Below are 26,541 nucleotides of genomic sequence, written 5' to 3' on the forward strand. Positions count from 1 at the left end.
ATCAATAAAGATAGCTGGTTGCGCTTGTCCTGAGTGGTTTTCAGATGGTTTTCATATTGAAATCAAGGTGCAGGGGGCGCAAGCAGTTATCAAATTGATGAACATCCGGCTTCGATACATTCGAACCATCTGTCGTTTTTCTGGCATTCACGGAGACTTCCCATGACCCAACTTCAAAGCTACATCGCCGGCCGCTGGATCGGCAGCCAGCCCGCGCAGGCGCTGCGCAGCGCCATCGACGGCGCGGTGGTCGCGCACACGCACGACGAGGCCATCGACTTCGGCGAGGCGCTGCACTACGCCCGCACCACGGGCCTCGCCGCCATGCGCCAGACCGACTTCCAGCAGCGCGCCGGCATGCTGAAGGCCCTGGCCAAGTACCTGGGCGAGCGCAAGGAGGAGATGTACGCGCTGTCGTTCCACACCGGCGCCACGCGCACCGACGGCTGGGTCGACATCGAGGGCGGCACGGGCACGCTGTTCGCCTACGCCAGCATGGCCAAGGAGCTGCCCCCAGCCGGCAACCTGTGGCACGAAGGCCCGCAGGTGCCGCTGGGCAAGACTGGCGCCTTCGCCGGCACGCACGTGCTGGTGCCGCGCGGCGGCGTGGCGGTACACATCAACGCCTTCAACTTCCCCGTGTGGGGCCTGCTGGAGAAATTCGCGCCCACCTTCCTGGCCGGCATGCCCTGCATCGGCAAGCCGGCCACGGCCACCAACTTCCTGACCGAGAAGCTGGTGCGCCTGGTCAACGACTCCGGCATCCTGCCCGAGGGCGCGCTGCAGCTCGTCATCGGCGGCACGGGCGACCTGCTGAACCGGCTGGATGTGCGCGACGTGGTCACCTTCACCGGCTCGGCCGACACGGCGGCCAAGCTGCGTGTCACGCCCAACCTGGTGGCCAAGAGCATTCCGTTCAACGCCGAGGCCGACTCGCTGAACTGCGCCATCTTGGCGCCCGACGTGACGACTGACGACGAGGAGTTCGACCTGTTCGTGAAGGAAATCGCGCGCGAGATGACGCAGAAGGCGGGCCAGAAGTGCACCGCCATCCGCCGCGCGCTGGTGCCGGCTGACAAGATCGACGCCGTCGCCGCCAAACTCAAGGAGCGCCTGGCCAAGACCACCGTGGGCGATCCGCGGCTGGAGAACGTGCGCATGGGCGCGCTGGCCTCCAAGGCGCAGCAGGCCGACGTGGCCGAGCGCGTGGCCACGCTGCGCCAGGGTGCCGAGGTGGTGTTCGGCGGCGGCGGCGAAGGTTTTGCGCCGGTGGGCGAGGGCGTGGGCGAGGGCGCCTTCTTCCAGCCCACGCTGCTGCTGGCGCGCGATCCGCAAGGCCATGCCGCGCACGATGTCGAGGCCTTCGGCCCCGTCAGCACGCTGATGCCCTATAACGGCATCGACGAGGCCATCGCGCTGGCCGCCAAGGGGCAGGGCAGCCTGGCCGGCACGCTGGTGACCAAGGACAGCGCCACCGCCGCCCAGGCCATTGCCGAACTCGCGTCGATGCACGGCCGCCTGCAGGTGCTCGACCGCGTGGCCGCGCCCGAATCCACCGGCCACGGCTCGGCGCTGCCGTACCTCAAGCACGGCGGCCCCGGCCGTGCGGGCGGCGGTGAGGAACTGGGCGGCCTGCGCGCCGTCAAGCACCTGATGCAGCGCGCGGCGGTGCAGGGTTCGCCCGCCATGCTGGCGGCGGTGACGGGCGACAATGCTGCGTAACTATTGTTTTGATAGCTGCCAGCGCTTGCTGCGCGGGCGCTGAAGGCCGAAAAGGCTTGATAGCGTGAGAAAAGCCGCCGTTCCTGCAACGGCGGCTTTTTCTGGCCGGGGTGTGCGAAAGTCCCCACCAAATTTCCGACTAAAGTGCTCTGTCATTCTTGACTTGCTTCAAGGACGCCCCATGGGCGGCTTCCTACGCTATGCGGGTTACTACCAAAAGCGAGCGAGGAAACGGTCATGAGCACTAACTCATCCGGCGGCTTCACCAAGGAGATGGCGCGCAACATCTTCTACGGTGGGTCGCTGTTTTTCATTCTGGTCTTCGTGGGGCTGGTGTTCCACTCCGAGCGCGTCATCCCCGAGCGGTCCAACAACGCCGCGCTGACCGAGGCCGTGGTGCGCGGCAAGCACGTGTGGGAGACCAACCAGTGCATCGGCTGCCATTCGCTGCTGGGCGAGGGCGCCTACTTCGCGCCCGAGCTGGGCAACGTGTACCAGCGCCGCGGTGGCGACGCCTCGGGTGGCCTCTTCATCAAGGCCTGGATGAAGGCGCAGCCCACCGGCACGCCGGGCCGCCGCCAGATGCCCAACTTCAACCTGACCGAGCAGCAGCTCGACGACCTGGTCGAGTTCCTGAAGTGGACCAACGGCATCAACACTGACAAGTGGCCGCCGAACATCGAGGGTTGATCCCGAGGAGGACATTCATCATGGCAAACATCCCAACCCTCAAGTACCAGTCGCAGGCGGTCGCCAAGCCGTACTTCATCGCCGCCATCGGCCTGTTCATCGGGCAGATCATCTTCGGCGTGGTGATGGGCATCCAGTACATCTACGGCGACTTCCTGTTCCCGGCCATCCCGTTCAACGTGGCCCGCATGGTGCACACCAACCTGCTCATCGTGTGGCTGCTGTTCGGCTTCATGGGCGCGGCCTACTACATGGTGCCCGAAGAGGCCGAGACCGAGCTGTACAGCCCCAAGCTGGCGCTGCTGATGTTCTGGGTCTTCCTCGTCGCGGGCGCCGCCACCGTCCTGGGCTACCTGCTGGTGCCCTACGCCAAGCTGGCCGAGATGACCGGCAACGATCTTCTGGCCACGATGGGGCGCGAGTTCCTCGAGCAACCCTTGCCGACCAAGGTGGGCATCGTTATCGTGGCGCTGGCCATGCTGTTCAACGTCAGCATGACCTACCTGAAGGGCCGCAAGACGACCATCACCACGGTGCTGCTGCTCGGCCTGTGGGGCCTGGCGCTGCTGTTTTTGTTCGCCTTCGTCAACCCGGCCAACCTGGTGCGCGACAAGATGTACTGGTGGTGGGTGGTGCACCTGTGGGTGGAAGGCGTGTGGGAGCTGATCCTGGCCGCCATCCTGGCCTACGTGCTGATCAAGACCACCGGCGTCGACCGCGAGGTGGTCGACAAGTGGGTCTACGTGATCATCGCCTTCGCGCTGTTCACCGGCATCCTGGGCACCGCGCACCACTACTACTTCATCGGTCTGCCGGGCTACTGGCACCTGGTGGGCAACATCTTCTCGTCGCTGGAGCCGATCCCCTTCTTCCTGATGACCATGTTCGCCTTCCGCATGGTGCAGCGCCGCCGCCGCGACCACGCCAACCAGGCCGCCGTGCTGTGGGCCGTGGGCTGCGCGGTGCTGGGCTTTCTGGGCGCGGGCGTGTGGGGCTTCCTGCACACGCTGAGCTTCGTGAACTACTACACCCACGGCTCGCAGATCACGGCATCGCACGGGCACCTGGCGTTCTACGGCGCCTACGTGCTGGTGGTCATCGCCGTCATCAGCTACGCCATGCCGCAGCTGCGCGGGCGCATCGCCAACAGCCACAAGGCGCAGTCGGTGGAGATGTGGTCGTTCTGGGTCATGAGCATCGGCATGGGCGTGATGGTGCTGGCGCTCACCGGCGCCGGCATCCTGCAGGTGTGGCTGCAGCGCATGCCCACCGAAGGCGCCATGCCCTTCATGGCCGCGCAGGAGCAGGTGGTGTTCTTCTACTGGATGCGCCTGTGGGGCGGCGTGGCCTTCCTGGCGGGCCTGATCATGTATGTGTGGAGCTTCTTCATCGGCGGTGCCCCGGCCGAGGAAGTGCTGGGCTCGCGCCGTGGCGGCCTGATGGCCAGCCCCGCGCAGCGCCGCCTGAAGCACGACTGATCACCCCGCTGATCGCCTGACCCTCGCCGCTGCGCCGCGGCTTCGATGAAAAAACCTTCATCGGGGCCGCGCCAGCGGCGAAACTGTTTCTCATGACCGCAGAAAACCCCATGTACCGAGCCGATTCCGCCAGCCAGGCCGCGCCCGCCATCCCGTTCTATGCCGAGCAGGCCGGCGAATGCCGCCTGTTCGAGCACGCCTTCCAGCAGCGCCTGCCGGTGCTGCTGAAAGGCCCCACCGGCTGCGGCAAGACGCGCTTCGTCGAACACATGGCCGCGCGCCTGGGCCGCCCGCTCATCACCGTGAGCTGCCACGACGACCTGACGGCCGCCGACCTGGTGGGCCGCCACCTGATCGGCGACGGCAACACGGTGTGGAACGACGGCCCGCTGGCGCGCGCCGTGCGCACCGGCGCCATCTGCTATCTCGACGAGGTGGTGGAGGCGCGCAAGGACACCACCGTGGTGCTGCACCCGCTGGCCGACGACCGCCGCGTGCTGCCCATCGAGCGTACGGGGAAGAGCTGCAGGCGCCGCCCGGCTTCATGCTGGTAGTGTCGTACAACCCCGGCTACCAGAACCTGCTGAAAAGCCTGAAACCCAGCACGCGCCAGCGCTTCGTGGCGCTGACCTTCGACTACCCTGAACCCGAGATCGAGCGGCGCATCATCGAGGCCGAATCCGGCGCCGACGAACGCCTGGCGCACCGCCTGGTGCGGCTGGCCACGGCCCTGCGCCGCCTGACCGACCAGGACCTGGAAGAAACCGTCAGCACGCGCCTGCTGGTGGTGGCCGCGCGGCTCATCGTTTCCGGCCTGCCCGAGCAAGACGCCTGCCGCGCCGCCATCGTCGACGCCCTGACCGACGACCCCGACACCGCCGCCGCGCTGGACGAGGTGGTGCAGGCGGTGATCACGGAATGAGTGCCTTACTCCCGCAACGGCGTATCCGATCCGTCGGCCGCGGAGCAGGCCATGCCAGTGAACGCCGTGGCGGGACCTGTGCCGGCCACTGGCGTTGTCCCCCTCCCATCGGAGAGGGAAGGCGCGTCAGCGCCTCAGGGGGTGTAGTGGAAGAATGGGTTGGCGAACGCTGGCACCGCTTCATCGCGCGGGTGGCGGATGCGACTTATCCGGAAGCTGCGGTGCCGCTGGAGCAGGTGCAGCGCGCGGTGCAGATGCTGTTTCGCGCCGGCGGTGGCGATGCGCTGGTGCGCGTGGTGCCCGCCACGGCGCAGAAGGTGGGCGGCCCGCGGGGCTGGCTACAGAAGATGGCCGGCGCGGGCGAGCGCGCCCCACGCCCACGCTGGATGCGCAGACGCTGGCGCTGCCGCCGGTGCTGGCCGTGTTTCCGGATGTGCAGCTCAACCGCGACCTGTACCTGTGGCTGGCCGCCCAAGGCGCCTGTCACGTGGCCACGCCCGCCGGCTGGCTGGCCGACAACGTGGCCGCCACGCAGCGCGCGCTGCAGCGCTTTCCCGGCCTGCGTACACGCTATGCGCGCCTCGTGCAGGCGCACTTGGCGCAGCGCGCGGCGCCCTCGCGTCTGCAAGGCAGCGCGCGCGCCTGGAGCAGGCGGTGCAGGACGCGCTTCGTGCCTCCCTCCCGGAAGGTGGGAGCGGGCTGGCCCGCGATGACGGCACCTCGCCCCCACCAGCGCTGCATCGCAGGCAAGCCCGCTCCCACCGGCATCGGCCGTCGCGCCCACCACCATCGCGCCGGTCTGGCTGTGGCTGCAGGCGCTGCATGTGGGTGAGGATGCTGCAGAATCCGTAGCTGATGGCGCCGAGCCCGAGCTGCCCGAAGCCCGAAAGGAACCCGACAAGCCGGTGCAGCAGGACCACAAGCGCCGCCGCGCCCAGCGCACCGAGGACACCACCAGCAAGGACGGCCTGGTGATGTTCTTCCGTGCCGAATCCATCCTGAGCTGGAGCGAGTTCGTGCGCGTCAACCGCACCGGCGACGACGAGGACAACCAGGACTACAGCCGCGTGGCCGACGACATGGAGGAACTGCACATCGCCAACCGCAAGCCGGGCGAGTCGCTGGCCGCGCGCATCAAGTTCGACCTGGACCTGCCCAGCGCCAGCGCCGACGACCTGCCGGTGGGCGAGGGCGAGCCGCTGCCCGAGTGGGATTACAAGCGCCAGCAGCTGGTGGAAGGCCGCTGCCGCGCGCAACGCCTGCGCGCGCGCACCGAGCCGAAGGCGCCCGACGCCGCGGGTGCGGCCGCCAGCCCACCCGCCGGCGACGAGGCCGCCGCCGCATCGGCCGCGGAGACCGAGGCCGCGGCGCTGGCACGCCGCCTCAAGACCACCTCGCGCCAGGTGCGCCGCCGTTTCGAGGCCCTGCGCGCCGCGCCGCGCTGGCAGCACGGGCTGACGCAGGGCGACGAGCTGGACCTGGACGCCTGGGTGCGCCACCAGGTGGAGCGGCGCGATCGCGCGCACCGCCACACCGAATCGCCGGCCATCTTCTCGCGCCGCGTGCGCGCCGAACGCAGCCTGTCCACCGTGATCCTGGCCGACCTGTCGCTGTCGACCGACGCCTACGCCACGCAGACGGCGCGCGTGGTCGACCTGGTGCGCGACAGCCTGTTCGTGTTCGGCAACGCGCTGGAGGGCGTGGGCGACCCGTTCGAGATGCTGGGCTTTTCGTCGGTGCGCCGCGCCATCCGCATCCACGAGCTGAAGCGCTTTGGCGAACCGTGGAACGACGCCGCCCGCGCCCGCGTGGCCGCCATCAAGCCCGGCTTCTACACCCGCATGGGCGCCGCGGTGCGCTACGGCACCCAGCGCCTGGCCCAGCGGCCCGAGCGCCAGCGCCTGCTGCTGATCCTGTCGGACGGCAAGCCCAACGACCTGGACCACTACGAAGGCCGCCACGGGCTGGAAGACACGCGCCACGCCGTGCTGGCGGCGCGCGCGGCCGGCCTGGTGCCGTTCTGCGTCACCATCGACCAGGAGGCCAACCAGTACCTGCCGCGCCTGTTCGGCCTGCACGGCTACGCCCTGGTGCACCGGCCCGACCAGCTGGCGCGCGCGTTGACCCAGGTCTATGTGCGGCTCACGGCGGCTGTCAGATAGACTCGTCGGATCGCCCCAAGTTGGGGCGCGCGTGCTGCGCACTATCTGAAGGACGGCCTTGCCGTGGATCTCGAAAAATTCAATCTGCCCCGGTACCTCGCCACCCTGCCTCTGTTCTCGAACATGCGCGACGAGGAACTGCAACGCCTGGCCACGGGCTGCCAGTTGCGCCGCGTGGAGCGAGGCAAGGTGATTTTCGCGCCGGTGACCCGTGCCACGAGTTCCACGTCAACGTGCTCGGCCAGGTCAAGCTGTTCGTCATCTCCCCCACCGGCACCGAGAAGGTGGTCGAGCTGGCCGGCCCCGGCAACAGCTTTGCCGAGGCGGTGATGTTCATGGGCGTGCCCTACGTGCTGTCGGCGCAGACGCTGACCGACTCGCTCATCCTCAGCATCGAGAAGGACATGGTGCTGCGCGAGATCGGCGCCAGCCCCGAATTCGCGCTGCGCATGCTGGCGGGGCTGTCGCGCCGGCTGCACGGCCTGATCAAGGACGTGGAAGCCTACGCGCTGCACAGCGGCGTGCAGCGCGTCATCGGCTACCTGCTGGGCGACGACAACCTGGATGAAACCGAAAACGCGTCGCAGGCCATCACCGTGTCGCTGCCCGTCAGCAAGGCGGCCATCGCCTCGCGCCTGTCGCTCACGCCCGAATACTTCTCGCGCGTGCTCAACGAGCTGGAAACCGCCGGCCTGATCCATGTCGACAAGCGCGACATCCACATCACCGACACGGCGCGGCTGGCGAATTACCAGCCGCGGTGAGGGCGGGCGGGCCCTTGTCTGGATGCTTCAATAAAGATAGCTGCTTGCGCCTGATTTTAAACGATTTCAGGCTGTTTTCTATCTGAAATCCTTGTGTGGCGGGCGCAAGCAGCTATCAATATTGATTGATCATCCACCAATCCGGGATGATGCGCGGCACTCATCTGCTGTGGGCACGATGAAGCCCCTCGTCGCCAATCAAGCCATGTCGAGCGTGCCCGCCCGGCTTCAGTGCGACGTGCCCTCGGAGCGCGTGATCTTGTTGAACACGTTGTACTTGCCCACCGGCTTCTTCATCGGCAGGCGCTTCACTTCCTTGAACGTCGCCGCGTCGTAGACGATCAGCGCGCCGTCGTCCTCCCACAGGCTGGCCAGCGCGTGCCTGCCGTCCTTGTCGAACTCGATGTGCGCCAGCGTCTTGCCCGGCTCGCCCTTCACCTCGGCCACCGGCTGCAGCGTGCGCTTGTCGATGATGGTCATGATGTGCTTGGCCTTGGGCGCCATCATCGAATCGGTCCAGGCGTAGGGCGTGTTCTCGTGGCTGCGCATGAAGAAGCCGGGGCCGGGCGTGGCGATGTCCTTCACCAGCTTCCAGGTCTTCATGTCGATCACGCTGATCACGCCGTCCTGCAGGTTGGGGCTGGCCAGCACGCGCGTGCCGCCGTGGTCGAAGGTGATGCCCGAGCCCAGGTGCGGCATGCCGGCAATCGGCAGCGTGGCGATCTTGCGCCGCACGTCCAGGTTCACCACCTGCCCGCTGGGCGTGCCGTCGGCATGCGGGCGCGACGCGCCCAGCGCGTAGGCATAGTCCTGGCTGAAGAAGAAATCGTCCAGCGGCTCCTCCAGCGGCGTGCGGCGCACGCCGAGAAAGCCCGGCTTGGCGATCGCTTCGCCCATCTTGTAGTCGTGCACCAGCCCGTCGTAGATCGGCGGCGCCTTCGGGTCGTAGCTGATCTCCCACAGCTCGGGGATGTCCTTCAGCGCCACCACGAAGCTCTTGCGCGGCTCGGCGTCGTACACGGCCGACGCGCGCGAGCTCTTGCTGCCGTCGAGCAACTGCGCGGGGTAGGTGCGCTGGTGCTTCAGCTCGGCGTCGAACAGCACCACGGTGTGAGGCAGGTAGTTGGCCGCCATCACCCACTGGCCGTCGCCGCTGACGGCGATGTTGCGCATGTTGATGCCGGCGCGCACCTCGGCCACGGTCTTCAGGTTCCACAGGTCGAACTTGGTGATCCAGCCGTCGCGCGAGCCGAAGAACACGTAGCGCCCATCGGGCGTGAACTTGGGCCCGCCGTGCAGCGCAAAGCGGCTGGCGAAGCGGTGGATGGGCTCGAACCGGTCGCCATCGAGCAGGGTGACGTGGTGGTCGCCGCCTTCGACGACCACGAACAGGTTCATCGGATCGGCGGACCACTGCGGCTTGGCGGGCCAGGTCTTCCAGCCTTCGGTCTCCACGCGGCTGGCGGCGATGTCGGCCGTTTCCCAGGACGGCGCGGGCGTGACCGGCGTGTAGATCCAGTCCGTCAGGGCGGTGATTTCCTCGGGCTTCAGCGCGTCCTTGAACGGCAGCATCTGCGTCGCCGCGCGGCCGTCGCGGATCACCTGCAGCGCCTGCGGCTTGCGCAGCCGCGACAGGCTTTCGGGCAGCAGCGCCGGCCCCATGCCGCCCAGGCGCTGCTCGCCGTGGCAGCTGGCGCAGTGTTGCTGGTACAGGGCCTGCACGGCCGCGTTGGCCGGTGCGGCCGGCGCGGCGGCAGGGGTCTGGGCGGTGGTTGCAGCGCTGGCCGCAAGCAGGAAAGCCGCCAGTCCGGTACGGCGAATGACTTCAAAAACATAGCTGCTTGCGCTGGTGGGGTGGGCGTTAAAGCCCGATTGGATCATGAATCGGTGGGCACCAGTTCGATCACGCGGCGCTTGGACGAGAACGCCGTGGTCTCCACGCGCTCGTCGCTGCTTTCCACGCCGATCTCCTCGTCGGTCAGGTAGCAGCCCGGGTCTTCGGCCCAGGCGTCGCCCGTCACCTGCTGCGCGCGCACGCGGGTGTTGCCGCCACAGATGGCGAAGTACTGGCAGGCGCCGCAGCGGCCCGTGACGGGACGCGGCCTGGCCTTCAGGCCGGCCATCAGCGGGTCGCTGGTGTCGTGCCAGATGTCGGAGAACGGCCGCGCCTTGACGTTGCCCAGCGAGTAATGCCACCACATGGTGTCGGGGTGCACGTCGCCCACGTTGTCGATGTTGGCGATGTTGACGCCGGAGCTGTTGCCGCCCCAGGCCGTGAGGCGCTGGCGCACGTCGTCTGCCCAGCGCGGCAGGCGCTGCTCGACCCACTGCAGCAGGTACACGCCGTCGGCGTCGTTGTTGCCCGTGACGTACTCGTGGTTGCCGCCGGCCTGCGCGTCGGCCCAGGCGGTTTCGTACAGCAGATCCAGCGCCTGGCGCGTGGCCAGGTGGCGCGCGTCCTTGCCGCGGTGGATGTTGCCGCGCCCGGCGTAGTTGAGGTGGCTGAAGTAGAACTTGTCGACGCCCTCGTCCTTCATCAGCTGCAGCAGCTTGGGCAGGTCGAACGCGTTCAGCTCGGTCATGGTGAAGCGCAGGCCGACCTTGGTGCCGAGTTTCTGCAGATGCCGCACGGCGGCCAGGCTGCGGTCGAAGGCGCCTTCGAGCCGGCGGAACTTGTCGTGCGTGGCGCCGATGCCGTCGAGGCTGATGCCCACGTAGTCGAAGCCGTGGTCGTGGATGCGCCGGGCCAGCGGCTCGTCGATGAGCGTGCCGTTGGTCGACAGGCCGACGTAGAACTTCAGCTGCTTGGCGCGCTCGGCCACCTCGAAGATGTCGGGCCGCAGCAGCGGCTCGCCGCCCGAGAGGATGAGCGCCGGCACCTTGAAGGCGTGCAGGTCGTCCATCACGTCAAACACCTGCTGCGTGCTCAGCTCGCCGGGGTAATCGTGGTCGGCGCTGAAGGCGTAGCAGTGCTTGCAGGTCAGGTTGCAGCGGCGGATCAGGTTCCAGATCACCACCGGACCGGTGTGCGGGCGCAGCGCGCCGCCTTCGCCGCCGCGGCGCTTCGGTGCCGGATAGGCCCCGGTGGCCTCGGCCTGGGCCAATTCGTGCATGAAGTGGGAGATGCGGAACATGGGCGTGCCCTCTGGCTGGCTGCGGATGAACCCATCTTAGGCTGGCAGGGGTGCCAGCCATGATGTGAGTCAATTTCGGCGGGTGTCTGGCCGTTCCCGACTGATTTGCTATCAATAAAATAGCTGTCTTCGCAGAAGGGGCAAGCGCTGAAGCCCGAAAAGGCTTGAAGAATCGGCGGCGCCGGGCCGCCCGGGTCAGTCGATGGGCTGGCGCAGCCGCAGGCCAGTCTTCTTGAGGATGGCGCTGGAGAACAGCACGTCGTGCGCACGGCAGGCCGGGCCCAGCAGCTCGGCCACCTGCTCGGCCTGCGCCAGCACCTCGTCACGCGTGTGGCCGTGCAGCATGGCGAACAGGTTGTAGCGCCACACGCCGGCCTTGCGCGGGCGGCGGTAGCAGTGGCTCACGGCGGGCTGGCTGCCCAGCAGCTCGCCCAGGCGGTCGACGTGCTCGTCGGCCACGTCCCACACGCTCATGCCGTTGGCGGCGTAGCCGAGGCGGTAGTGGTTGGGCACGGCGGCAATGCGGCGCACCACGCCGGCGGCCAGCAGCTCGGCCAGGCGCGTGCGCACGGCCTCGCCCGTGCTGCCCAGCATGGCAGCCACGGTGTCGTAGGGGCGCGCCACCAGGGGCAGGCCGGACTGCGTGGCGGCGATGAGCTGGCGGTCGAAGTCGGTCAGCACGGTGGGCTGCGCTGTCGGCGCATGGGCCGGCAGGGCGCGGGCGGGCGCTTCGCCCACGCGCGGCGCGGGTGACAGCAGCGGCAGGTACAGGCCGACGAAATACTCGCGCTCCTTGGGGAAGGCGTGCACGGGCAGGCCGGTGGCGGCCTCGATGCGGTCGCACGCGGCCCAGGCGGCCTCGGGCGTTTCGGCCGCCACCACGAACCACATGTTCAGCACATGGTCGCGCCGGTAGTTGTGGGCCACCTCGGGCAGGGCGTTGACCAGCGCCGTGACCTCGGCGTAGCGCTCGTCGGGCACCTGCAGCGCCGCCAGGATGAACTGGCCGCCCGCGCGCTCGATGTGGAACAGCGGCCCGAAGCGCGTGAGCACGCCGCTCTTCAGCAGCCGGTGCAGGCGCTCGATGACCTGCGGCTCGGCCATCCCCAGTTCGGCCGCGATGTCGGCAAACGGGCGCTCGGTGGTCGGCAGGCTGTGCTGCAGGCGGTCGATGAGGCGGGCGTCTTCCAGTTCGATGCCGGCGGGCAGGCGCAACAGGTCGGTGGGGGTGTCAGAGCGCATCGAAGATCTCCTGTGAGCGTTGCGCGGCATTGCACGCGGAACGAGAGGCTGCGGAGCAGGCCACGCCAGCCAACGCCGTGACCCGACCTGCGCCGGATGCTGGCGTTGTCCCCTGGAGGAAGACGCGAAGCGGCTCAGGGGTGCATCTGAAATATCGCGCGCCGGTCTGCTTGAAGCGCCGGCGGCTGAACAGGATCTGGTGCGGCTGGCCCGCCAGGCCGGCGCCGGCGATGGCGGCGTGCAGCAGGCCCAGGGTTTCGTCTCGGCTGCGGCCGTGCACCATGCAGTACAGGTTGTAGCGCCAGCCTTCGGCGCGCTCGCGGCGGTAGCACAGGGTGATGCCGGGCTGCGTGGCCAGGCGCTCGCCAAAGGCGTCGACCTGCGCGTCGTCGATGTCGAACACGGTCATGGCGTTGGCCGAGAAGCCGACCTCGTGGTGGCGCACCACCAGCCCAAAGCGGCGCAGCGTGCCGGCGTCGAGCCAGGTCTGGATGCGTGCCAGCACATCGGCCGTGGTGCAGCCCAGCGCGCGCGCCCAGTCGGCAAAGGGCTCGGGCACCAGCGGCAGGCCGGCCTCGACCAGGGCCGCCAGCGCATGGTCGGCCGGCTCGACGCGCGGCGGGCGGCGCTGGATGGCGCTGCCGCGCGTGGCGGGGCGGTGCAGGTCGAAGCCGAGGTCGATGCGGTAGGGGCGCACCATCTTCAGGCGGGTCACGGGCAGGCCGGTTTCGGTCCCGATGGCGGTCAGCGCCTCGTCCAGCGGTTCGGCGCCGGTGCCGGTGATGACGAACCACAGGTTCAGGCTGTGTTCGCGCTCGTAGTTGTGGTTGACGCCGGGGTGCGCCGACACCCGCGCGGCCACAGCCTCCAGCCGCTCGGGCGGCACGGCCATGGCGCACAGCAGGGCCGCACCGCCCACGCCGGGCGCCCACACGCCGCCGATGCGGCTGATGGCGCCACGCTCGGCCAGCCGCACGCAGGTGTCGATAACTTCATTTTCCGTAGCGCCCAGCGCTTTCCCATCTGGGCGAACGGCCGATCTGACAGCGGAAAACCGCGCTGGCCCTCGTTCAGCAGGCGTTCGGCCAGCGTCCGCCCGGTGGGGTGCGCGGGCATGCCCACGGCCGTCAGAACCCCGTGCGCGCCGCGCGCGAGGTGAAGAAGATGCCGCTGGGCGACCTGGCGGGCAGCTCGGCCAGGGTCTTGAAGCTCTGCGTGTCGACCACCACCACCTTGTGGTCGTCGCGCGCGCTGATCCACACGGCATCGCCGCGCGGCGTGAACTCCATGTGCAGCACGGCCTTGCCGGGCTTCAGGCTGTGCACGATCTGGCGCGTCTGCGTGTCGATCACCTGCACCGTGTCGTAATCGGGCACGGCAAAGTTGACCCACACCTGGCGCCCGTCGGGCCGCGCCATGACGAACACCGGCTGGCCGGCGACCTTGATGCGGCCGACTTCCTTCCAGGTGTCGGTGTCGACGATCAGCACCTCGTGCCTGCCGATGGCGGGCAGGTAGGCGTGCTTGCCGGCAATCGACCAGCCGCGCAGGTGCGGCATCTTGAACACCGGCAGCGGCTGCTCGCCGCGGCCGTAATTGGGCAGGATGCGCTCGACCCTGGGCTGCGGTGCCCACAGGTCCATCTTGGCCAGGCCGTCCTCGCCGAACAGGCCGGCGATGTAGGTGCGGCCGTCGGGCGAGACCAGCGCGTCGTAGGGCTGCTTGCCGATATTGGCGAATTTGGTGAGCTGCGGCTTGCGCGGATCGGCCAGGTCGGCGATCCAGATCTGGCCGGCATCGAACAGCGAGAAGATGAAGCGGTTGCGCGGGATGTCGGCCAGGCCCACCACGCGCGAGGCCTTGCCGTCGACCACGGCGGGAATGTCGGCCAGCGGCTCGAGCGTGCGGGCGTCGAACACCTTCACGCCGCCGGGTTGGTAGTTCTGCGCCACCACCAGCGTGCCATCGGTCGAAATCGCCCCGCCGATGGAGTTGCCGGCCTGCATCACGCGGCCTTCGATGCGGCCGGTGATCAGGTTCACCTTGGTCAGTGCGCCGTCGCGCCCGAACACGTAGGCGCGGCCGCCGTCGCGCGAGAACACCACCGAGGCGTGCGACAGGTCGCCCAGCCCGGTGATGGTGCCCAGACGCGTGCGCGCGGTGGTGTCAAGCACGCCGATGCTGCCGCTCTCGCGCTCGATCACCAGGCCCAGATCACCGCTGCCGCGGCCGGGCTCGATCAGCAGGGTCGGCTTGCTGGCACAGGCGGCCAACGCGGTGGCGGAAGACAGCGCCAGCAGCGTGCGGCGCGAAACAGGGGGCAGGGAAGGCAAGGTCATGGTGCGATTCTGGGCGCTTCGATCGGGAACCCAGCCTGCAACTGGCGCGCGATCCAGTGCGCGTCGGCTTCGGAGATCATGGTCTTCCAGCCGGGCATGGGGTGCCGGGCCGGCCGTTGTAGATGACGGCCACCAGGCTGTCGTAAGGGAAGTCGGCCATGCGGTCGCGCGTGAGTGCCGGCCCCAGGCCACCGGTGAGCTGGATGCCGTGGCAGGAGCCGCAGTCCTGGCGCACCATGCGGATCAGCTGCGCCTGGCGCGCACCGTCGATGCTGGCCGGCGCGTCGGATTTGAAGTCTTTTGCGTGGCCAGCGCTGGCCAGTAAAGCGCCAGCAGCTATCAAAACCAAAGCAGAGCGAAACATCGGGTGAGCCAGGGGCTGGGGTGAGGGCGGCGTTCAATCCATCGCCGCTGGCCCTCACCCCAACCCTCTCCCAGGGGAGAGGGAGAAATACCGGAGGCTGCGAGCAACCCCTGAAATGACAAATGGCCGCGGAGCAGGCCATCCGGGGCATGCGTGGCCGGGGTTTCCCCGGCCACTGCATGCGTCCCCAGTGGGGAAGGCGCGCCAGCGCCACAGGGGCGTCAATAAACGTCGTGCTGCGTGTTGTAGACGTTGAACTTGCCGGTCGGGGTGACCAGACGCTTGTCGTTCAGCACGGTCTTGCAGGTGCGGGTCTTGTCGTCAACCACCACGATGGCCGACTGCTTGTTCATCGCACTCCAGACCGAGAACCAGACCTCGTCGCCCTTCTGGTTGTACTCGGGCTGCACCACGCGCTTGGCCCCGTCGTCGGCGATCTTGGCGCAGGCGGCGATGTCGATGATCTGCGGCGGCTTGTCCAGGTCGCGGATGTCGAACACCGCCACGCTCTGGCTGATCTTCGGATCGGGGTTGAGCGTGGTGTCGACCCACAGGTTGGTCGACTTCGGGTGCGTCTTGATGAACAGCGAACCACCACCCTGGCCCTTGAGCGACTGCACCACCTTCCAGGCGTGCTGCTTGTTCTTGACCGGATCGGTGCCGATGACGGCGATGCTCTCGTCGCCCAGGCCGGACGTTGCCCAGACGGGGCCGAACTTCGGATGCTTGAAGTTGGCGCCGCGGCCGGGGTGGGGCGTCTTGCCCACGGGCACCAGCGCGGCCAGCTTGCTGGTCTTGGTGTCGACCACCACGATCTTGTCGGACGCGTTGGCGGCCGTCATGAAGTAGCGGCGGGTGGAGTCGAAGCCGCCGTCGTGCAGGAACTTGGCGGTGTCGATCTGCGTGGTCTTCAGGTTCTCCAGGTCGGTGTAGTCGACCATCCAGATCTTGCCGGTTTCCTTGGCGTTGACCAGGAACTCGGGCTTCTGGTGGCTGGAGACGATGGCGGCCACGCGCGGCTCGGGGTGGTACTCGTTGTCCACGGTCATGCCGCGGGTCGAGACGACCTTGCGCGGCTTCAGCGTGTCGCCGTCCATCAGCACGAACTGGGGCGGCCAGTAGGTGCCGGCGATGGCGATCTTGTCTTCCCAGCCCTTGAACTTGCTGGTTTCGACGCTGCGGGCCTCCAGGCCGATCTTCATCTCGGCCACGTTGTCGGGCTTCTCCATCCACAGGTCGATCAGGTTCAGGCGTGCGTCGCGGCCGATCACGTACAGGTAGCGGCCCGAGGCCGACAGGCGCGAGATGTGCACCGCGTAGCCGGTCTTGACGATGTTGATGATTTCCTTGGTGTCGCCGTCGATCAACGCGATCTCGCCCGAGTCACGCAGCGTGACCGAGAAGATGTTGTTGATGTTGTAGTTGTTCATCTTCTTGGTCGGGCGCTTGGCGACGGGGATGTACTCCTTGCGCGACTTCTCCATGTCCTCGAGCGAGAACTCGGGCGGTGTGGGAGGGTCGTGCTGGATGTAGCGCGCCATCAGGTCGACGGTGGCGGCGTCGAAGTCGCCCGAGGTCAGCCAGTTGGGCATGCCGGCGGGCGAGCCGTAGCCGATGAACACTTTCAGGTACTCGGTGCCTTTTTCAACCGTCAGGTCCGGCGTCAGCGCCTTGCCGGTGGCGCCCTTGCGCAGCACGCCGTGGCAGCCGGCGCAGCGCTCGAAGTAGATCTGGCGCGCGCGGTCGAACTCGGCCTGCGTCATGGGCGGGGCCTTGGGGTTGCTCGTCTGGTGCATCGGCTCCTTGGCCAGCGGGGACGGCGCACCCTGGTACTTCTGCTCGGCCGGGGTGACCTGGCCCTTGTGGCCATCGGCGGCCGCGGCGGGCGCCTGCTGGGCATGCGCGGCGGCGGCGCCCAGCAACATGGCGGTGGTCAGCACCGCGGTGAGCGGGGAGAGTTTGGACTTCCTCATGGATGTTTTCATCGTGTTTTCCGTGTCACCGGAGCGGCCTGATAGTGGGAATGCCCTTCGATGGCCGCCTGAGATCTACTCGGGCACCACGATTCTTGGGTTGAGGGGGTTCCCGTCCTTGACTTGGTTCAAGTCAGGGTTTTTCACAAAGATGGTTCGGGCTCAAAGAAGGTCGGCGAGCGCCCGATGCTCGCCGGCGTGCGGCTCAGGGTAAACCCTGGCCAGTGCTCTGATCTCCAGCGCCCGGGGCGGCCACCTGAACCAGATGGCTGAGCGCGCCCTCGACCTCGGCCGATGTCACGGGCTGGAAATGCGCCGTGTGGGCCATGGTGACGGCGGCGATGCCCGAAATCAGCAGCACCCCGAGCGCCAGGAGCAGGGGGCGGTGCAGCGATCCGGTGGTTTGCATGGGACGGCCTGCTGGTAAAGCGGAGAAGCGTTTGACGATGGCTCGATCGTCTCCAATCGGGGCCGAGGCCGCTGTCAGACAGCGCCGCAGGCTGCGTCAGCGCGTGCCGCGAGATGCGCCGGGTGCCGGCGCTCTGCGTGCGCTGGGCGCCGCCTGTTGCGGGTCGATCGGCAGTTTCACCTCGGCCTTGACTTCCTTCAGCACGATGGACGAGCGCACGTGCGTCACGCCGGGCAGCTTGAACAGCGTGCCGTGCAGGAACTGCTCGTACTCGGCAATGCCCGGCACGACCACGGTGAGGATGTAGTCGGCCTGCCCGGTGGTGGACAGGCAGCGCACGATCTGCGGCGTGGCGGCCACGGCGCGCTCGAACTGCTGCACCAGGTCCTCGGTGTGCTGGCTCAGGTTGGTCTCCACCACCACCATCAGGTCGAGCCCCACCTTGGCGCGATCGACCAGCGCGCTGTAGCCCCGGATGACGCCGGTCGCCTCCATGTCCTTGATGCGCTTCCAGCACGGCGTGCTCGACAGGCCCACGCGCTCGGCGATCTGCTGCACCGTCTGGCGGGCATCGCGCTGCAACTCCTGCAGGATGCGCACGCTGGCGGAATCAAGAATGATATTCTTTGTCATATTGCTTTTTAAGAAAAATCTTCCTGAATATTAGGCGATGATAGCAAAAATAAGAAGCATTTTCAGCGTCCGGTCTATAAGCTTGGTGGCCAGAAATGCAAGGAGACGCCATGCCCGCCAACCCCGCCATCACACCTGCCCTGCGTCGCCGCGATTACCGCCTGGGCGACAACCTGTGGGCGCGGCAGGGGCAGGTTTTCATCACCGGCACACAGGCCCTGGTGCGCCTGCCGTTGATGCAGCGCTGGCTGGACGAAGCGGCGGGGCTAGATACGCGCGGCTTCGTCAGCGGCTACCGCGGCTCGCCGCTCGGCATGGTCGACCAGCAAATCTGGAAGGCGGGCACGCCATGGAAAGAGGCGGGGCTGACGTTCGTGCCCGCCATCAACGAGGAGTTGGCCGCCACCCAGGTGCTGGGCACGCAACGCGTGGAGAGTGACCCCGAGAAGACCTGCGATGCCGTGTTCGCGCTGTGGTACGGCAAGGGCCCGGGCGTGGACCGAGCGGGCGATGCGCTGAAGCATGGCAATGCCTATGGCTCGTCGCCGCACGGCGGCGTGCTGGTGGTGGCGGGCGACGACCACGGCTGCGTGTCGTCGTCGATGCCGCACCAGAGCGACCAGCTGTTCCAGGCCTTCCACATGCCCATCGTGGCGCCGGCCAACGTGGCCGAGCACCTGGAGTTCGGGCTGTACGGCTGGGCGCTGTCGCGCTTTTCGGGCCACTGGGTGGGGCTGACCTCGTTGTCGGAAGTGGTGGAAAGCGGCGCCACGGTCGATCTGGACGCGATCCACGCGCGCGTGGCGGCGTGGAAAAGTGCGGACGACGTGGGTGCAGCCACGGGTTTCATGCCCCCGCGCAGGGCCTGCACTACCGCTGGCCCGATCTGCCGTCGCTACAGATCGAGGAGCGCCTGGCGCACAAGCTGCGGGCGGTGGCGGCCTTTTCGGCTGTGAACTCGATCGACCGCCAGGTTATCGAGTCGCCGCTGGCCACGGTGGGCATCGTCACCTGCGGCAAGGCGCACTACGACTTGATGGAAGTGCTGCGGCGGCTCGATATCTCGCCGCAGATGCTGGCCGATGCGGGCGTGCGGCTGTACAAGGTGGGCCTGTCGTTCCCCATCGAGACCACGCGCATGCAGGCGTTTGCGCAGGGCCTGCGCGAGATTCTGGTCATCGAGGAAAAGGGCGCGGTGGTCGAGGCGCAGTTGCGCGACCTGTTCTACAACGCCCCGGTGCGGCCAGTCATCCTGGGCAAGCGCGATGCCGGCGGCCAGCCGCTCGTCAGCAGCCTGGGTGAGCTGCGCCCTTCGCGCCTGATCGAGCTGACGGCCGACTGGCTGATCCGCCACTTCCCCGATCGCTTTGCCGACCGGCGTGCGCTGGTGCGCGACTTCACGCTGCCCGAACTGCTCAGCAACGAGTCCGACAGCGTCAAGCGCCTGCCGTACTTTGCGCTGGCTGCCCGCACAACACCTCCACCGTGGTGCCCGAAGGTTCGACCGCGCGCGCCGGCATCGGCTGCCACTTCATGGCCAACTGGATGGACCGCGAGACCGAGGGCCTGATCCAGATGGGCGGCGAGGGCGTGGACTGGGTGTCGCATTCGCGCTTCACCAGAAAGCCGCATGTGTTCCAGAACCTGGGCGACGGCACCTACTACCACTCGGGCTATCTGGCCATCCGCCAGGCGGTGGCGGCGAAGGCGCGCATCACCTACAAGATCCTGTTCAACGACGCGGTGGCGATGACGGGCGGGCAGCCGGTCGATGGCGTCATCAGCGTCGATGCCATCGCGCGCCAGGTCGAGAGCGAGGGTGTGAAGAAGGTCGTCGTGCTGTCCGACGACATCGGCCAATACGACGGCCAGAAGGCGCGCTTTCCGCACGGCACCGAATTTTTCGACCGGGACCAGCTCGACCGCGTGCAGCGCGAGCTGCGCGAGATCGACGGCGTGACGGTGTTGATCTACGAGCAGACATGCGCCGCCGAAAGCGCCGCCGCCGCAAGAAGGGCGAGCTGGTCGACCCCGACAAGCGCCTGTTCATCAACGAGGCCGTGTGCGAAGGCTGCGGAGACTGCAGCGTGCAAAGCAACTGCGTGGCCGTGCTGCCGCACGAGACGGCGCTCGGTCGCAAGCGCAAGATCGACCAGACCGCCTGCAACAAGGACTATGCCTGCGCCAAGGGCTTTTGCCCCAGCTTCGTGGGCGTGACGGGCGGCACGCTGCGCAAGAAGGCCGGTGCGCTGTCCGGCAGCCGCATCGGCGAGGGCGGGCAGGACGCCTTCACGCGCCTGGTGGCCAGCCTGCCCGAGCCGGCGCCGCACGGGTGGACCGGCCCGTACGACTTGCTGGTCACCGGCGTCGGCGGCACCGGCGTGGTGACGGTGGGCGCCGTGATCGCCATGGCCGCGCACCTGGAGGGCAAGAGCGCCAGCGTGCTCGACTTCATGGGCTTTGCGCAAAGGGCGGGGCGGTGATGAGCTTCCTGCGCCTGGCCGACGTACCCGAGCGGCTGAACCAGGTGCGCATCGACACCCAGCAGGCCGACGCCGTGCTGGCCTGCGACACCGTGGTGGCCGCGCAGCCCGAGGCGCTGGGCACGGTGCGCCACGGCCGCACGCGCATCCTGGCCAACGTGCACGAAACGCCGGTGGCCGAATCGCTGAAGAACCCCGACGCCAGCCTGAAGACCGACGGCCTGCTGGCCAAGCTGCGCTTTGCCGCCGGCGACGAGCGCGTGGAAACCTTCGACGCGCAGCGCCTGGCCGAGGACTTTCTGGGCGACACGGTGACGGCCAACATCGTTGCGATGGGCTACGCCTGGCAGCGCGGGCTGGTGCCCGTCGGCTTCGCTGCCATCCAGCGCGCCATCGAACTCAACGGCGTCGCCGTGCCGGCCAACCAGGCCGCCTTCTCGCTCGGCCGTCTGGCCGCGGCCGACCCGGGCGCGTGCGCGGCACTGCTGGGCGATGCGGTGCAGCCGGCATCCCCTCACGGCGAATCGCTGGATGAACTTATCGCCCACGCCATGAGCCAGCTCACCCAGTACCAGAACGCCGCCTGGGCCGGGCGCTACGCCGCGCTGGTGCGCGAGGCGCACGCGTGCGAGCAGGCCGTGGCCCCCGGCAGCGAGGCCTTCACCCGCGCCGTGGCGCTGTCGCTGCGCAAGCTGATGACGTACAAGGACGAGTACGAGGTGGCGCGCCTGTACGCCGACCCGGCGTTCCGCCAGGCGCTGGACCAGCAGTTCGAGGGCGACGTGAAGCTCAGCTTCTACATGGCGCCGCCGCTGATCAGCCGCGGCAAGAATGGCCAGCCGCCGCGCAAGATCGAGCTGGGCGGCTGGCTGCTGCCCGCGCTGCGCTGGCTGGCCAGGGGCAAGGCGCTGCGCGGTGGCGTGTTCGACATCTTCGGCCGCACCGAAGAGCGCCGCATGGAGCGCGAACTGATCGAACGGTTCGAGGCCCGCGTGCGCGAACTGCTGCCGCAGTTGACGACCGGCAACCTCCGGCTCGCGGTCGACATTGCTGCGGTGCCACTGTCGATGCGCGGCTTCGGCCACGTCAAGCAGGCCGCCGTGGTGCTGGCGCGCGTGCGCGAGATGGAGCTGCTGCGCCGCTTCGACGCCGCGCGCTACCCGGCACCGCCGCGCCAGCCGCAGGCAGGGCAGATCAAGGGCATACCGATCGCGAAGGCAGCACCCAGCGCAGCGGTTGCTTCAAAATAAATAGCTGCCAGCGCCCGTAGGGCGGGCGCTGGATGCCGATTTGGCTTGTATTCTAGAGGCGAGGTGGCGGCTCAGACGCTGGTCAGCTTCAGGCCCAGAATGCCGGCCACGATCAGGCCCACGCAGACCAGCCGCGCGGCGTTGGCCGGATCGTTGAACAGCGCGATGCCCAGGATCACCGTGCCCACGGCGCCGATGCCCGTCCACACGGCGTAGGCGGTGCCCACGGGCAGATCGCGCATCGCCAGCCCCAGCAGCACCACGCTGACCAGCATCGACAGCGCCGTGCCCACGCTGGGCCACAGGCGGGTAAAGCCGTGGGTGTACTTCAGGCCGATGGCCCAGCCGATCTCGAACAGACCGGCGACGAACAACAGAATCCAGGACATGGGAGCACTCCGAGCCAGGGCGGGGTCGTCCCCACAAGCGATAAAACACGGCAGGTCGACCTGCCGTTTTGCTATCGTGTTGATAGCTGGTGGCGCCCCAAGCATGGCGCCTGGAGCGCGATTTTGCCTTGAACTGCGGCGTGCGCGCGCGTGTGGCGCATCAACCACCCAGGCGCGAGTGCGGCCATGCCGACCCGCGCCAGAGTGGTGGTGTTACGCCCGCTCCACCCGCACCGGCAGGCCCTGGCGCACGGCGGCGCCCGAGATGGCCTCGACCCAGCCGTTGGGCTGCTGCTCGCCGCGCGTGACGTCGACCAGACCCATCTCGTTCATGTTGACGCCAGCACCCAGCGCAGCGTTGGCGGCCAGCGGCTTGCCATCGATGGAGTGGGTGCGGGCGCCCAGCTCCTTGTGGCCGTAGCCGTACTCGACGGCGATGGCGCCTTTCATGACGCCGTCGCGCACGATGGCCACGCCGGTGATGCTGCCGCCGGGGCTGGTGACGCGGATCTTCTGGCCGTTGCCGATGCCCAGCCGCGCCGCGTCCTCGCGGTTGATCGATATCGGGTTGTGCGGGTGCACCTGGCGCAGGCGCTCGACCGCGATGGCCATCGAACTCATCAGGTTCGACTTGTACGAGGTCATCAGGAAGGGGTAGTCGGCCTCGTTGAACTTCTCGCGCATGGGCGTGCCGTCGGCCAGGCGGGTGGGGTGCCAGGTGGGGCAGCCGTCAAAACGCTGGCCGGTCATGCTGTGGCGCATCTTGATCAGGTCTTCGCTCCACAGCGCCTGCGCCGGCTTGTGGCGCGCCTTCAGGTGCTGGCCGTCCCAGGCCTTGTCGAGGTTGTCGAAGCGCCCACCGCGGGTCATGATCATCGCCACCTTGCGCCACTCCTCGGGCTTGAGCGCGGCTTGCAGCAGCTCGGCATGGCGCTGCATGCCGGTCACGGCCAGGTCGTCGTCGCTGGCGTCGGGCAGCACGTTGCCGCCGGCCCAGGCGATGTTGGCCATGCCGCGCAGGTAGAAGTCGGTGGCGGTGTTCAGGTCGTGGGCGTTGCCGTCCTTGTCCTTGAGCGCGCCGGGGCCGAAGCCGGGCATGCCCAGTGTGCGCGCCACCGCGATCAGGAAGGACTCCAGGTTCACCGGCTCGCCACTGGCCGTCTTGGCCACCTTCGGCTCGACCGCGGGCACGCGGATGGTGGAAGACTTGACCACCACGTCGGCCCACGGCGCCGAGATGCCCCAGCTTTCGTACGTGACCGTGTCGGGCACGATGTAGTCGGCGTAGGCGTTGGTCTCGTTGATGAACGGGTTGATCGACACCACCAGCGGCAGGATCGACGGGTCCTTCAGCTTGTCGAGCAACGCGTTCTTGAAGCCGTTGATCGAGTAGACCGGGTTGCTCATGTGGTTGAACCACACCTTGGCGCGGTACGGATAACCGTTCAGGGCCGAGGCCACCATCTCGCTGCTCAGGTTGCCGGTGGCCGGGTACCACGGTGCCTGTGCCGGGTAGGCATTGCCGGCGGCCTGCTTGCGCTTGAACTCGCTGGTCTTCTCGTACGGGAAGTTGTTGCGCGACAACGCGATGCCCGCCAGCTTGGCGCGACCCGGAAACTGCGCGAAGTTGTAGCGCGGACCAGGGCCGAAAGGACCGAACTGGCCGGCGTCGAGCACCAGGCCGCCCTTGACGTTGAGGTTGCCCACCAGCACGTTGAGCAGTGCAATCGCATAGGCGGTGTAGAAGCCCGCGCCGCCCATGGTGCCGCCGTGCGCGTCGGCCACGGCGTGCTTGCCGTGGCTGGTGAACTCCTGCGCCAGTGCCTCGATCTCGGCGCGCGGCACGCCGCACAGCTCGGCGTATTCGTCCAGCGTTTTCTTGTGCGCTTCGCGGCGCAGCATCATCATCGAGGTCATCACGGCCACGCCTTGGCCCTGCTCGCCCCAGGCCGGAATGTCGAGCGTGGTTTCGACCTTCAGGTTGGCGGCTTCGGCTCGGGTGTGCGGCACCAGCGTGCCGTCGGCTGCCTGCACCACGTACACGTCGGGCACTTCCTCGACCTTGGGCGCGGGCGCTGGCTGGGCCGGTGCTGCAGCAGGGGCCGCGGCAGCGGCGCGGCTGCGTCAGGCTTGGCGGTGGGGGCAGCGGTGGCAGCAGGCTTGGGCTGTGCTGCGGCCACGGCGGCGGGCGCAGCAGCGGCGGGCGTGGCTGGCACGGGCTTGGGCTCCGGCTTGGGCCAGCCCAGGTCGGCGCCGCGCAGGAAGCTGCCGAAGCGCGGGTGCTTGGGATCCGCCACCACCAGGTGGGTGGCGTTGGTCCAGGCCACCTCGCCAGCCGCTTCCATGGCGGCGGGGCCGGGCTGGCTCAGGTGCTGGGCGTCGTAGCGGTCGTTGTCGATGATCCAGCGGATCAGGCCCATCACCAGCGCCAGGTCGGTGGCGGGCTTGACGGGCAACCAGCGGTTGCCGTCGCCCGAGGCCATGCTCGACGAGGTGGGGAGGATGGGCGAGACCACCACGTAGCGGAAAGGGTTGTCCTTGCGCGTGCGCGCCTCGGCCAGTTGGCGGCCCTGGCGCTGGAACGGGTTGCCCGACTGCGCAGGGGCCGCGCCGATGAACAGGCCGAAGCTGGCCGAGGGCCAATCCGGCTTGCCGTGCGGCATGGCGCGGATGTCGCCCAGCGCCGCGCCGGTGCCGACGCGGAAGGTCTGGCCGCAGTACGAGCCGTGGTTGCCGAAGTTGCGGCTGCCGAACGACTGCTCGGTGAAGCGGCGCACCAGCCCGGTGCGGCCTTCGTTGGCCGAGTCGGTGAAGATGAGCTGGTTCGACTTGGGACCGTATTCGGGGTTCTCGGCGTCAATGGGGGTGTTCTGGTCGAAGATGGCGCGCAGGCCGTCCACCTGGCCTTCACCGAACAGGTTGCCACCCTCGCAGACTTCCTTCACCAGCTCCTCGAACGAGATCGTCTTCCATTGGCCCGAGCCGCGCGGGCCGACGCGCTGAGCGGCTGCAGCACACGGTGCGGGTTGTTCTGCTGCTCCAGCATCGACGAGCCGCGCGCGCACGAGGTGGCGCGGCCTTCCAGCCCGCTTTCGCCGCCGAGCTTGGCATACACCTCGCGCACCGGCATGTCCATGGGCGCGGGGCTCACCGTGGCCAGCGGGTGGTAGGGGTTGCCGGCGACGCGGATGATGCGGTTGCTGGCGGTGTCCACGCGCACGCGCACGCCGCACTGCGTCCAGCAGCCCAGGCAGCTGGACATGCTCACCGTCTGGCCGGGCTGGGTGCTGAGCTGGCCACTGACCGGGTCGATTCGGGCTCGGGCGTCAGCGAATTGCCGCGCGTGGCGTGTGCCGGCACCTCGCCCGCGCTGCCGGTGACCAAGCCCTTGCCGGCCTTGAAAAGCGTTTCGCCATAGCCGGCCGCGAAGGCCGCCAAGCCGCCGGCGGCGATGCCGCCGCGCGTGAGCATCTGGCGTTTGCTGAGATCGGGCGGCGTCGTGCCCGCCGGGTTCTGGGTTTTCACTGCGTCATTCATCACCAATCTCCTTCAATCAGGCCAGCGCCGCGCTGCTGCGGGGCGGGAACCGGAACAGCCCCCAGGTCACGATGGTGATCAATGCCGCCACCAGGCCAAAGACGCCCGCCATGCCGAGCACGCCATCGCTGCCCCAGGACACGCCTTGCAGGTACAGGCCGGCGCCGAACTTGGGCACCGTCTGCACGGCCATGAACACGATCCAGCGGAACACCCAGGCGGCCACCAGCATCGCCAGGGCGAACACCAGCGTCTGCGTGCCGCAAGCCGGGGCGCGCCAAGGCGCCCAGATCATGGCCAGAAGCACCAGGCCGCCGACGATGGAGCCGACCAGCGCCAGCTTCCAGGCGCCGAACTCGTTGAACAGGCTCACCGCCTCGGTGAACGAGGGCGACTGCCCCGCCAGGCCCAGCACGGCCCAGGCCAGGGCCACCAGCACCAGGGCAGCGGTCACCCCTTGCGCCAGCCGGCGCGCCAGGGCGAGAGGGCAGCCCGCCAGGCCCTGCGGCATCCAGCGCACCACGAGCAGCACCGCACCCAGCGTGCCCAGGGCGCCCGTCAACGCCAGGTTGATCGGCAGGAACGGCGTGTGCCACAGCGGACGGGCGCGGATCACCATCATCTCGCCACCGGTGTAGACCAGCACGCTGAGCGCGCTCAGTGCCAGCAGCACGCCCACGGCGCGCATCAACCCGGCTTGCGCAACCACCAGGCGACGCCGAAACCCAGCGCCAGCATCACGAAGACCGGCAGCAGGAAGGCGCCCAGCGACATCCAAGACCAGGACGTGGGGTGAGCATAGAAGTGCCAGAAGCGGCCTGGCTGGTGCAGGTCGGCCAGCAGCGACACGGGCGCCGCAATACTGGCGACCAGCAGCACAACCACCGCCGCCGGTAGCAGGCGGGCGCGGTCGGTGCCGGCCGGCGCGAAAGCCAGCCAGGCAGCCAGCAGCGCCGCGGTGGTGGCGATGCCGATCAGGAAGAAATACTGCACCGCCCAGGGCAGCCAAGCGGCTTCGTAGGCGGGGGTCAGCAACTCGATGATGTTCAT

Annotated in this window: 14 protein-coding genes and 7 pseudogenes; 8 read left to right on the forward strand and 13 right to left on the reverse strand. The window is 68.3% G+C overall.

Annotated features, from left to right (window positions below; translation table 11 throughout):
- Positions 1 to 162: 162 nt before the first annotated feature.
- The 7 genes and pseudogenes from paaZ to H0I39_RS17075 all read left to right on the forward strand — a co-directional run.
- Positions 163 to 1,713 (forward strand): annotated as a pseudogene (gene paaZ / locus H0I39_RS17050) (phenylacetic acid degradation bifunctional protein PaaZ); the annotation flags it as partial.
- Between the two features lie 246 nt (positions 1,714 to 1,959).
- The gene (locus tag H0I39_RS17055) at positions 1,960 to 2,412 is read left to right on the forward strand and encodes a c-type cytochrome (RefSeq protein ID WP_180551277.1); all 453 of its coding nucleotides are present in this window, start codon (positions 1,960 to 1,962) and stop codon (positions 2,410 to 2,412) included.
- Positions 2,413 to 2,432: 20 nt separating this feature from the next.
- Positions 2,433 to 3,890: a cbb3-type cytochrome c oxidase subunit I gene (locus tag H0I39_RS17060; protein WP_180551278.1), complete on the forward strand. Its 1,458-nt coding sequence runs from the start codon at positions 2,433 to 2,435 to the stop codon at positions 3,888 to 3,890.
- A 110-nt stretch (positions 3,891 to 4,000) separates the two neighbouring features.
- Positions 4,001 to 4,812 (forward strand): annotated as a pseudogene (locus H0I39_RS17065) (CbbQ/NirQ/NorQ/GpvN family protein).
- A gap of 412 nt (positions 4,813 to 5,224) precedes the next feature.
- A complete protein-coding gene (locus H0I39_RS22650; RefSeq protein ID WP_257645861.1) occupies positions 5,225 to 5,644 on the forward strand; it encodes a hypothetical protein in 420 nt (139 codons plus the stop codon).
- Entirely contained in the window at positions 5,637 to 6,974 is a 1,338-nt protein-coding gene (locus H0I39_RS17070) for a nitric oxide reductase activation protein NorD (RefSeq protein WP_257645862.1), read from the forward strand. Before H0I39_RS22650 ends, H0I39_RS17070 begins: the two co-directional genes overlap by 8 nt.
- 123 nt (positions 6,975 to 7,097) lie before the next feature.
- A pseudogene (locus H0I39_RS17075) lies at positions 7,098 to 7,738 on the forward strand (Crp/Fnr family transcriptional regulator).
- 228 nt (positions 7,739 to 7,966) lie between these two features.
- Here H0I39_RS17075 and H0I39_RS17080 read toward each other — a convergent pair.
- The 10 genes and pseudogenes from H0I39_RS17080 to H0I39_RS17120 form a co-directional block, all read right to left on the reverse strand.
- Positions 7,967 to 9,619, reverse strand: coding sequence for a nitrite reductase (locus H0I39_RS17080; RefSeq protein ID WP_180551279.1), 1,653 nt, complete (start codon positions 9,617 to 9,619; stop codon positions 7,967 to 7,969).
- Positions 9,616 to 10,872: a heme d1 biosynthesis radical SAM protein NirJ gene (gene nirJ / locus H0I39_RS17085; RefSeq protein WP_180551280.1), complete on the reverse strand. Its 1,257-nt coding sequence runs from the start codon at positions 10,870 to 10,872 to the stop codon at positions 9,616 to 9,618. Before nirJ ends, H0I39_RS17080 begins: the two co-directional genes overlap by 4 nt.
- 195 nt (positions 10,873 to 11,067) lie before the next feature.
- Positions 11,068 to 11,553 (reverse strand): siroheme decarboxylase subunit beta, encoded by a 486-nt coding sequence (gene ahbB / locus H0I39_RS22655; protein WP_308645934.1) that lies wholly within the window; start codon positions 11,551 to 11,553, stop codon positions 11,068 to 11,070.
- Positions 11,554 to 11,664: 111 nt separating this feature from the next.
- A pseudogene (locus tag H0I39_RS22660) lies at positions 11,665 to 12,144 on the reverse strand (Lrp/AsnC family transcriptional regulator); the annotation flags it as partial.
- Positions 12,104 to 13,090 (reverse strand): siroheme decarboxylase subunit beta, encoded by a 987-nt coding sequence (gene ahbB / locus H0I39_RS17095; RefSeq protein WP_308645881.1) that lies wholly within the window; start codon positions 13,088 to 13,090, stop codon positions 12,104 to 12,106. The gene ahbB (H0I39_RS17095) and the pseudogene H0I39_RS22660, both read right to left, overlap by 41 nt.
- Positions 13,091 to 13,241: 151 nt before the next feature.
- The gene (locus tag H0I39_RS17100; protein ID WP_180551282.1) at positions 13,242 to 14,453 is read right to left on the reverse strand and encodes a cytochrome D1 domain-containing protein; all 1,212 of its coding nucleotides are present in this window, start codon (positions 14,451 to 14,453) and stop codon (positions 13,242 to 13,244) included.
- Between the two features lie 76 nt (positions 14,454 to 14,529).
- Positions 14,530 to 14,817, reverse strand: coding sequence for a c-type cytochrome (locus H0I39_RS17105; protein WP_307776833.1), 288 nt, complete (start codon positions 14,815 to 14,817; stop codon positions 14,530 to 14,532).
- Between the two features lie 221 nt (positions 14,818 to 15,038).
- The gene (locus tag H0I39_RS17110; protein WP_373368351.1) at positions 15,039 to 16,790 is read right to left on the reverse strand and encodes a cytochrome D1 domain-containing protein; all 1,752 of its coding nucleotides are present in this window, start codon (positions 16,788 to 16,790) and stop codon (positions 15,039 to 15,041) included.
- A 205-nt stretch (positions 16,791 to 16,995) separates the two neighbouring features.
- A complete protein-coding gene (locus H0I39_RS17115) occupies positions 16,996 to 17,199 on the reverse strand; it encodes a hypothetical protein (RefSeq protein WP_180551283.1) in 204 nt (67 codons plus the stop codon).
- Positions 17,200 to 17,295: 96 nt separating this feature from the next.
- Positions 17,296 to 17,832: an Lrp/AsnC family transcriptional regulator gene (locus H0I39_RS17120; protein WP_180551284.1), complete on the reverse strand. Its 537-nt coding sequence runs from the start codon at positions 17,830 to 17,832 to the stop codon at positions 17,296 to 17,298.
- A gap of 110 nt (positions 17,833 to 17,942) precedes the next feature.
- On the opposite strand from H0I39_RS17120, the pseudogene H0I39_RS17125 reads away from it, so the two are divergent.
- Positions 17,943 to 21,565 (forward strand): annotated as a pseudogene (locus tag H0I39_RS17125) (indolepyruvate ferredoxin oxidoreductase family protein).
- A gap of 71 nt (positions 21,566 to 21,636) precedes the next feature.
- Here the strand turns inward: H0I39_RS17125 and sugE are convergent.
- The 3 genes and pseudogenes from sugE to nrfD all read right to left on the reverse strand — a co-directional run bounded on the left by sugE (position 21,637) and on the right by nrfD (position 26,541).
- Complete coding sequence (gene sugE, locus H0I39_RS17130; protein ID WP_180551285.1) at positions 21,637 to 21,954, reverse strand: quaternary ammonium compound efflux SMR transporter SugE; 318 nt, start codon at positions 21,952 to 21,954, stop codon at positions 21,637 to 21,639.
- Between the two features lie 213 nt (positions 21,955 to 22,167).
- Positions 22,168 to 25,425, reverse strand: a pseudogene (locus H0I39_RS24280) (molybdopterin dinucleotide binding domain-containing protein).
- A gap of 82 nt (positions 25,426 to 25,507) precedes the next feature.
- Positions 25,508 to 26,541, reverse strand: a pseudogene (gene nrfD / locus H0I39_RS17145) (NrfD/PsrC family molybdoenzyme membrane anchor subunit).

The sequence above is a fragment of the Ottowia beijingensis genome (assembly GCF_013423955.1).
Lineage (GTDB): Bacteria > Pseudomonadota > Gammaproteobacteria > Burkholderiales > Burkholderiaceae_C > Ottowia > Ottowia beijingensis.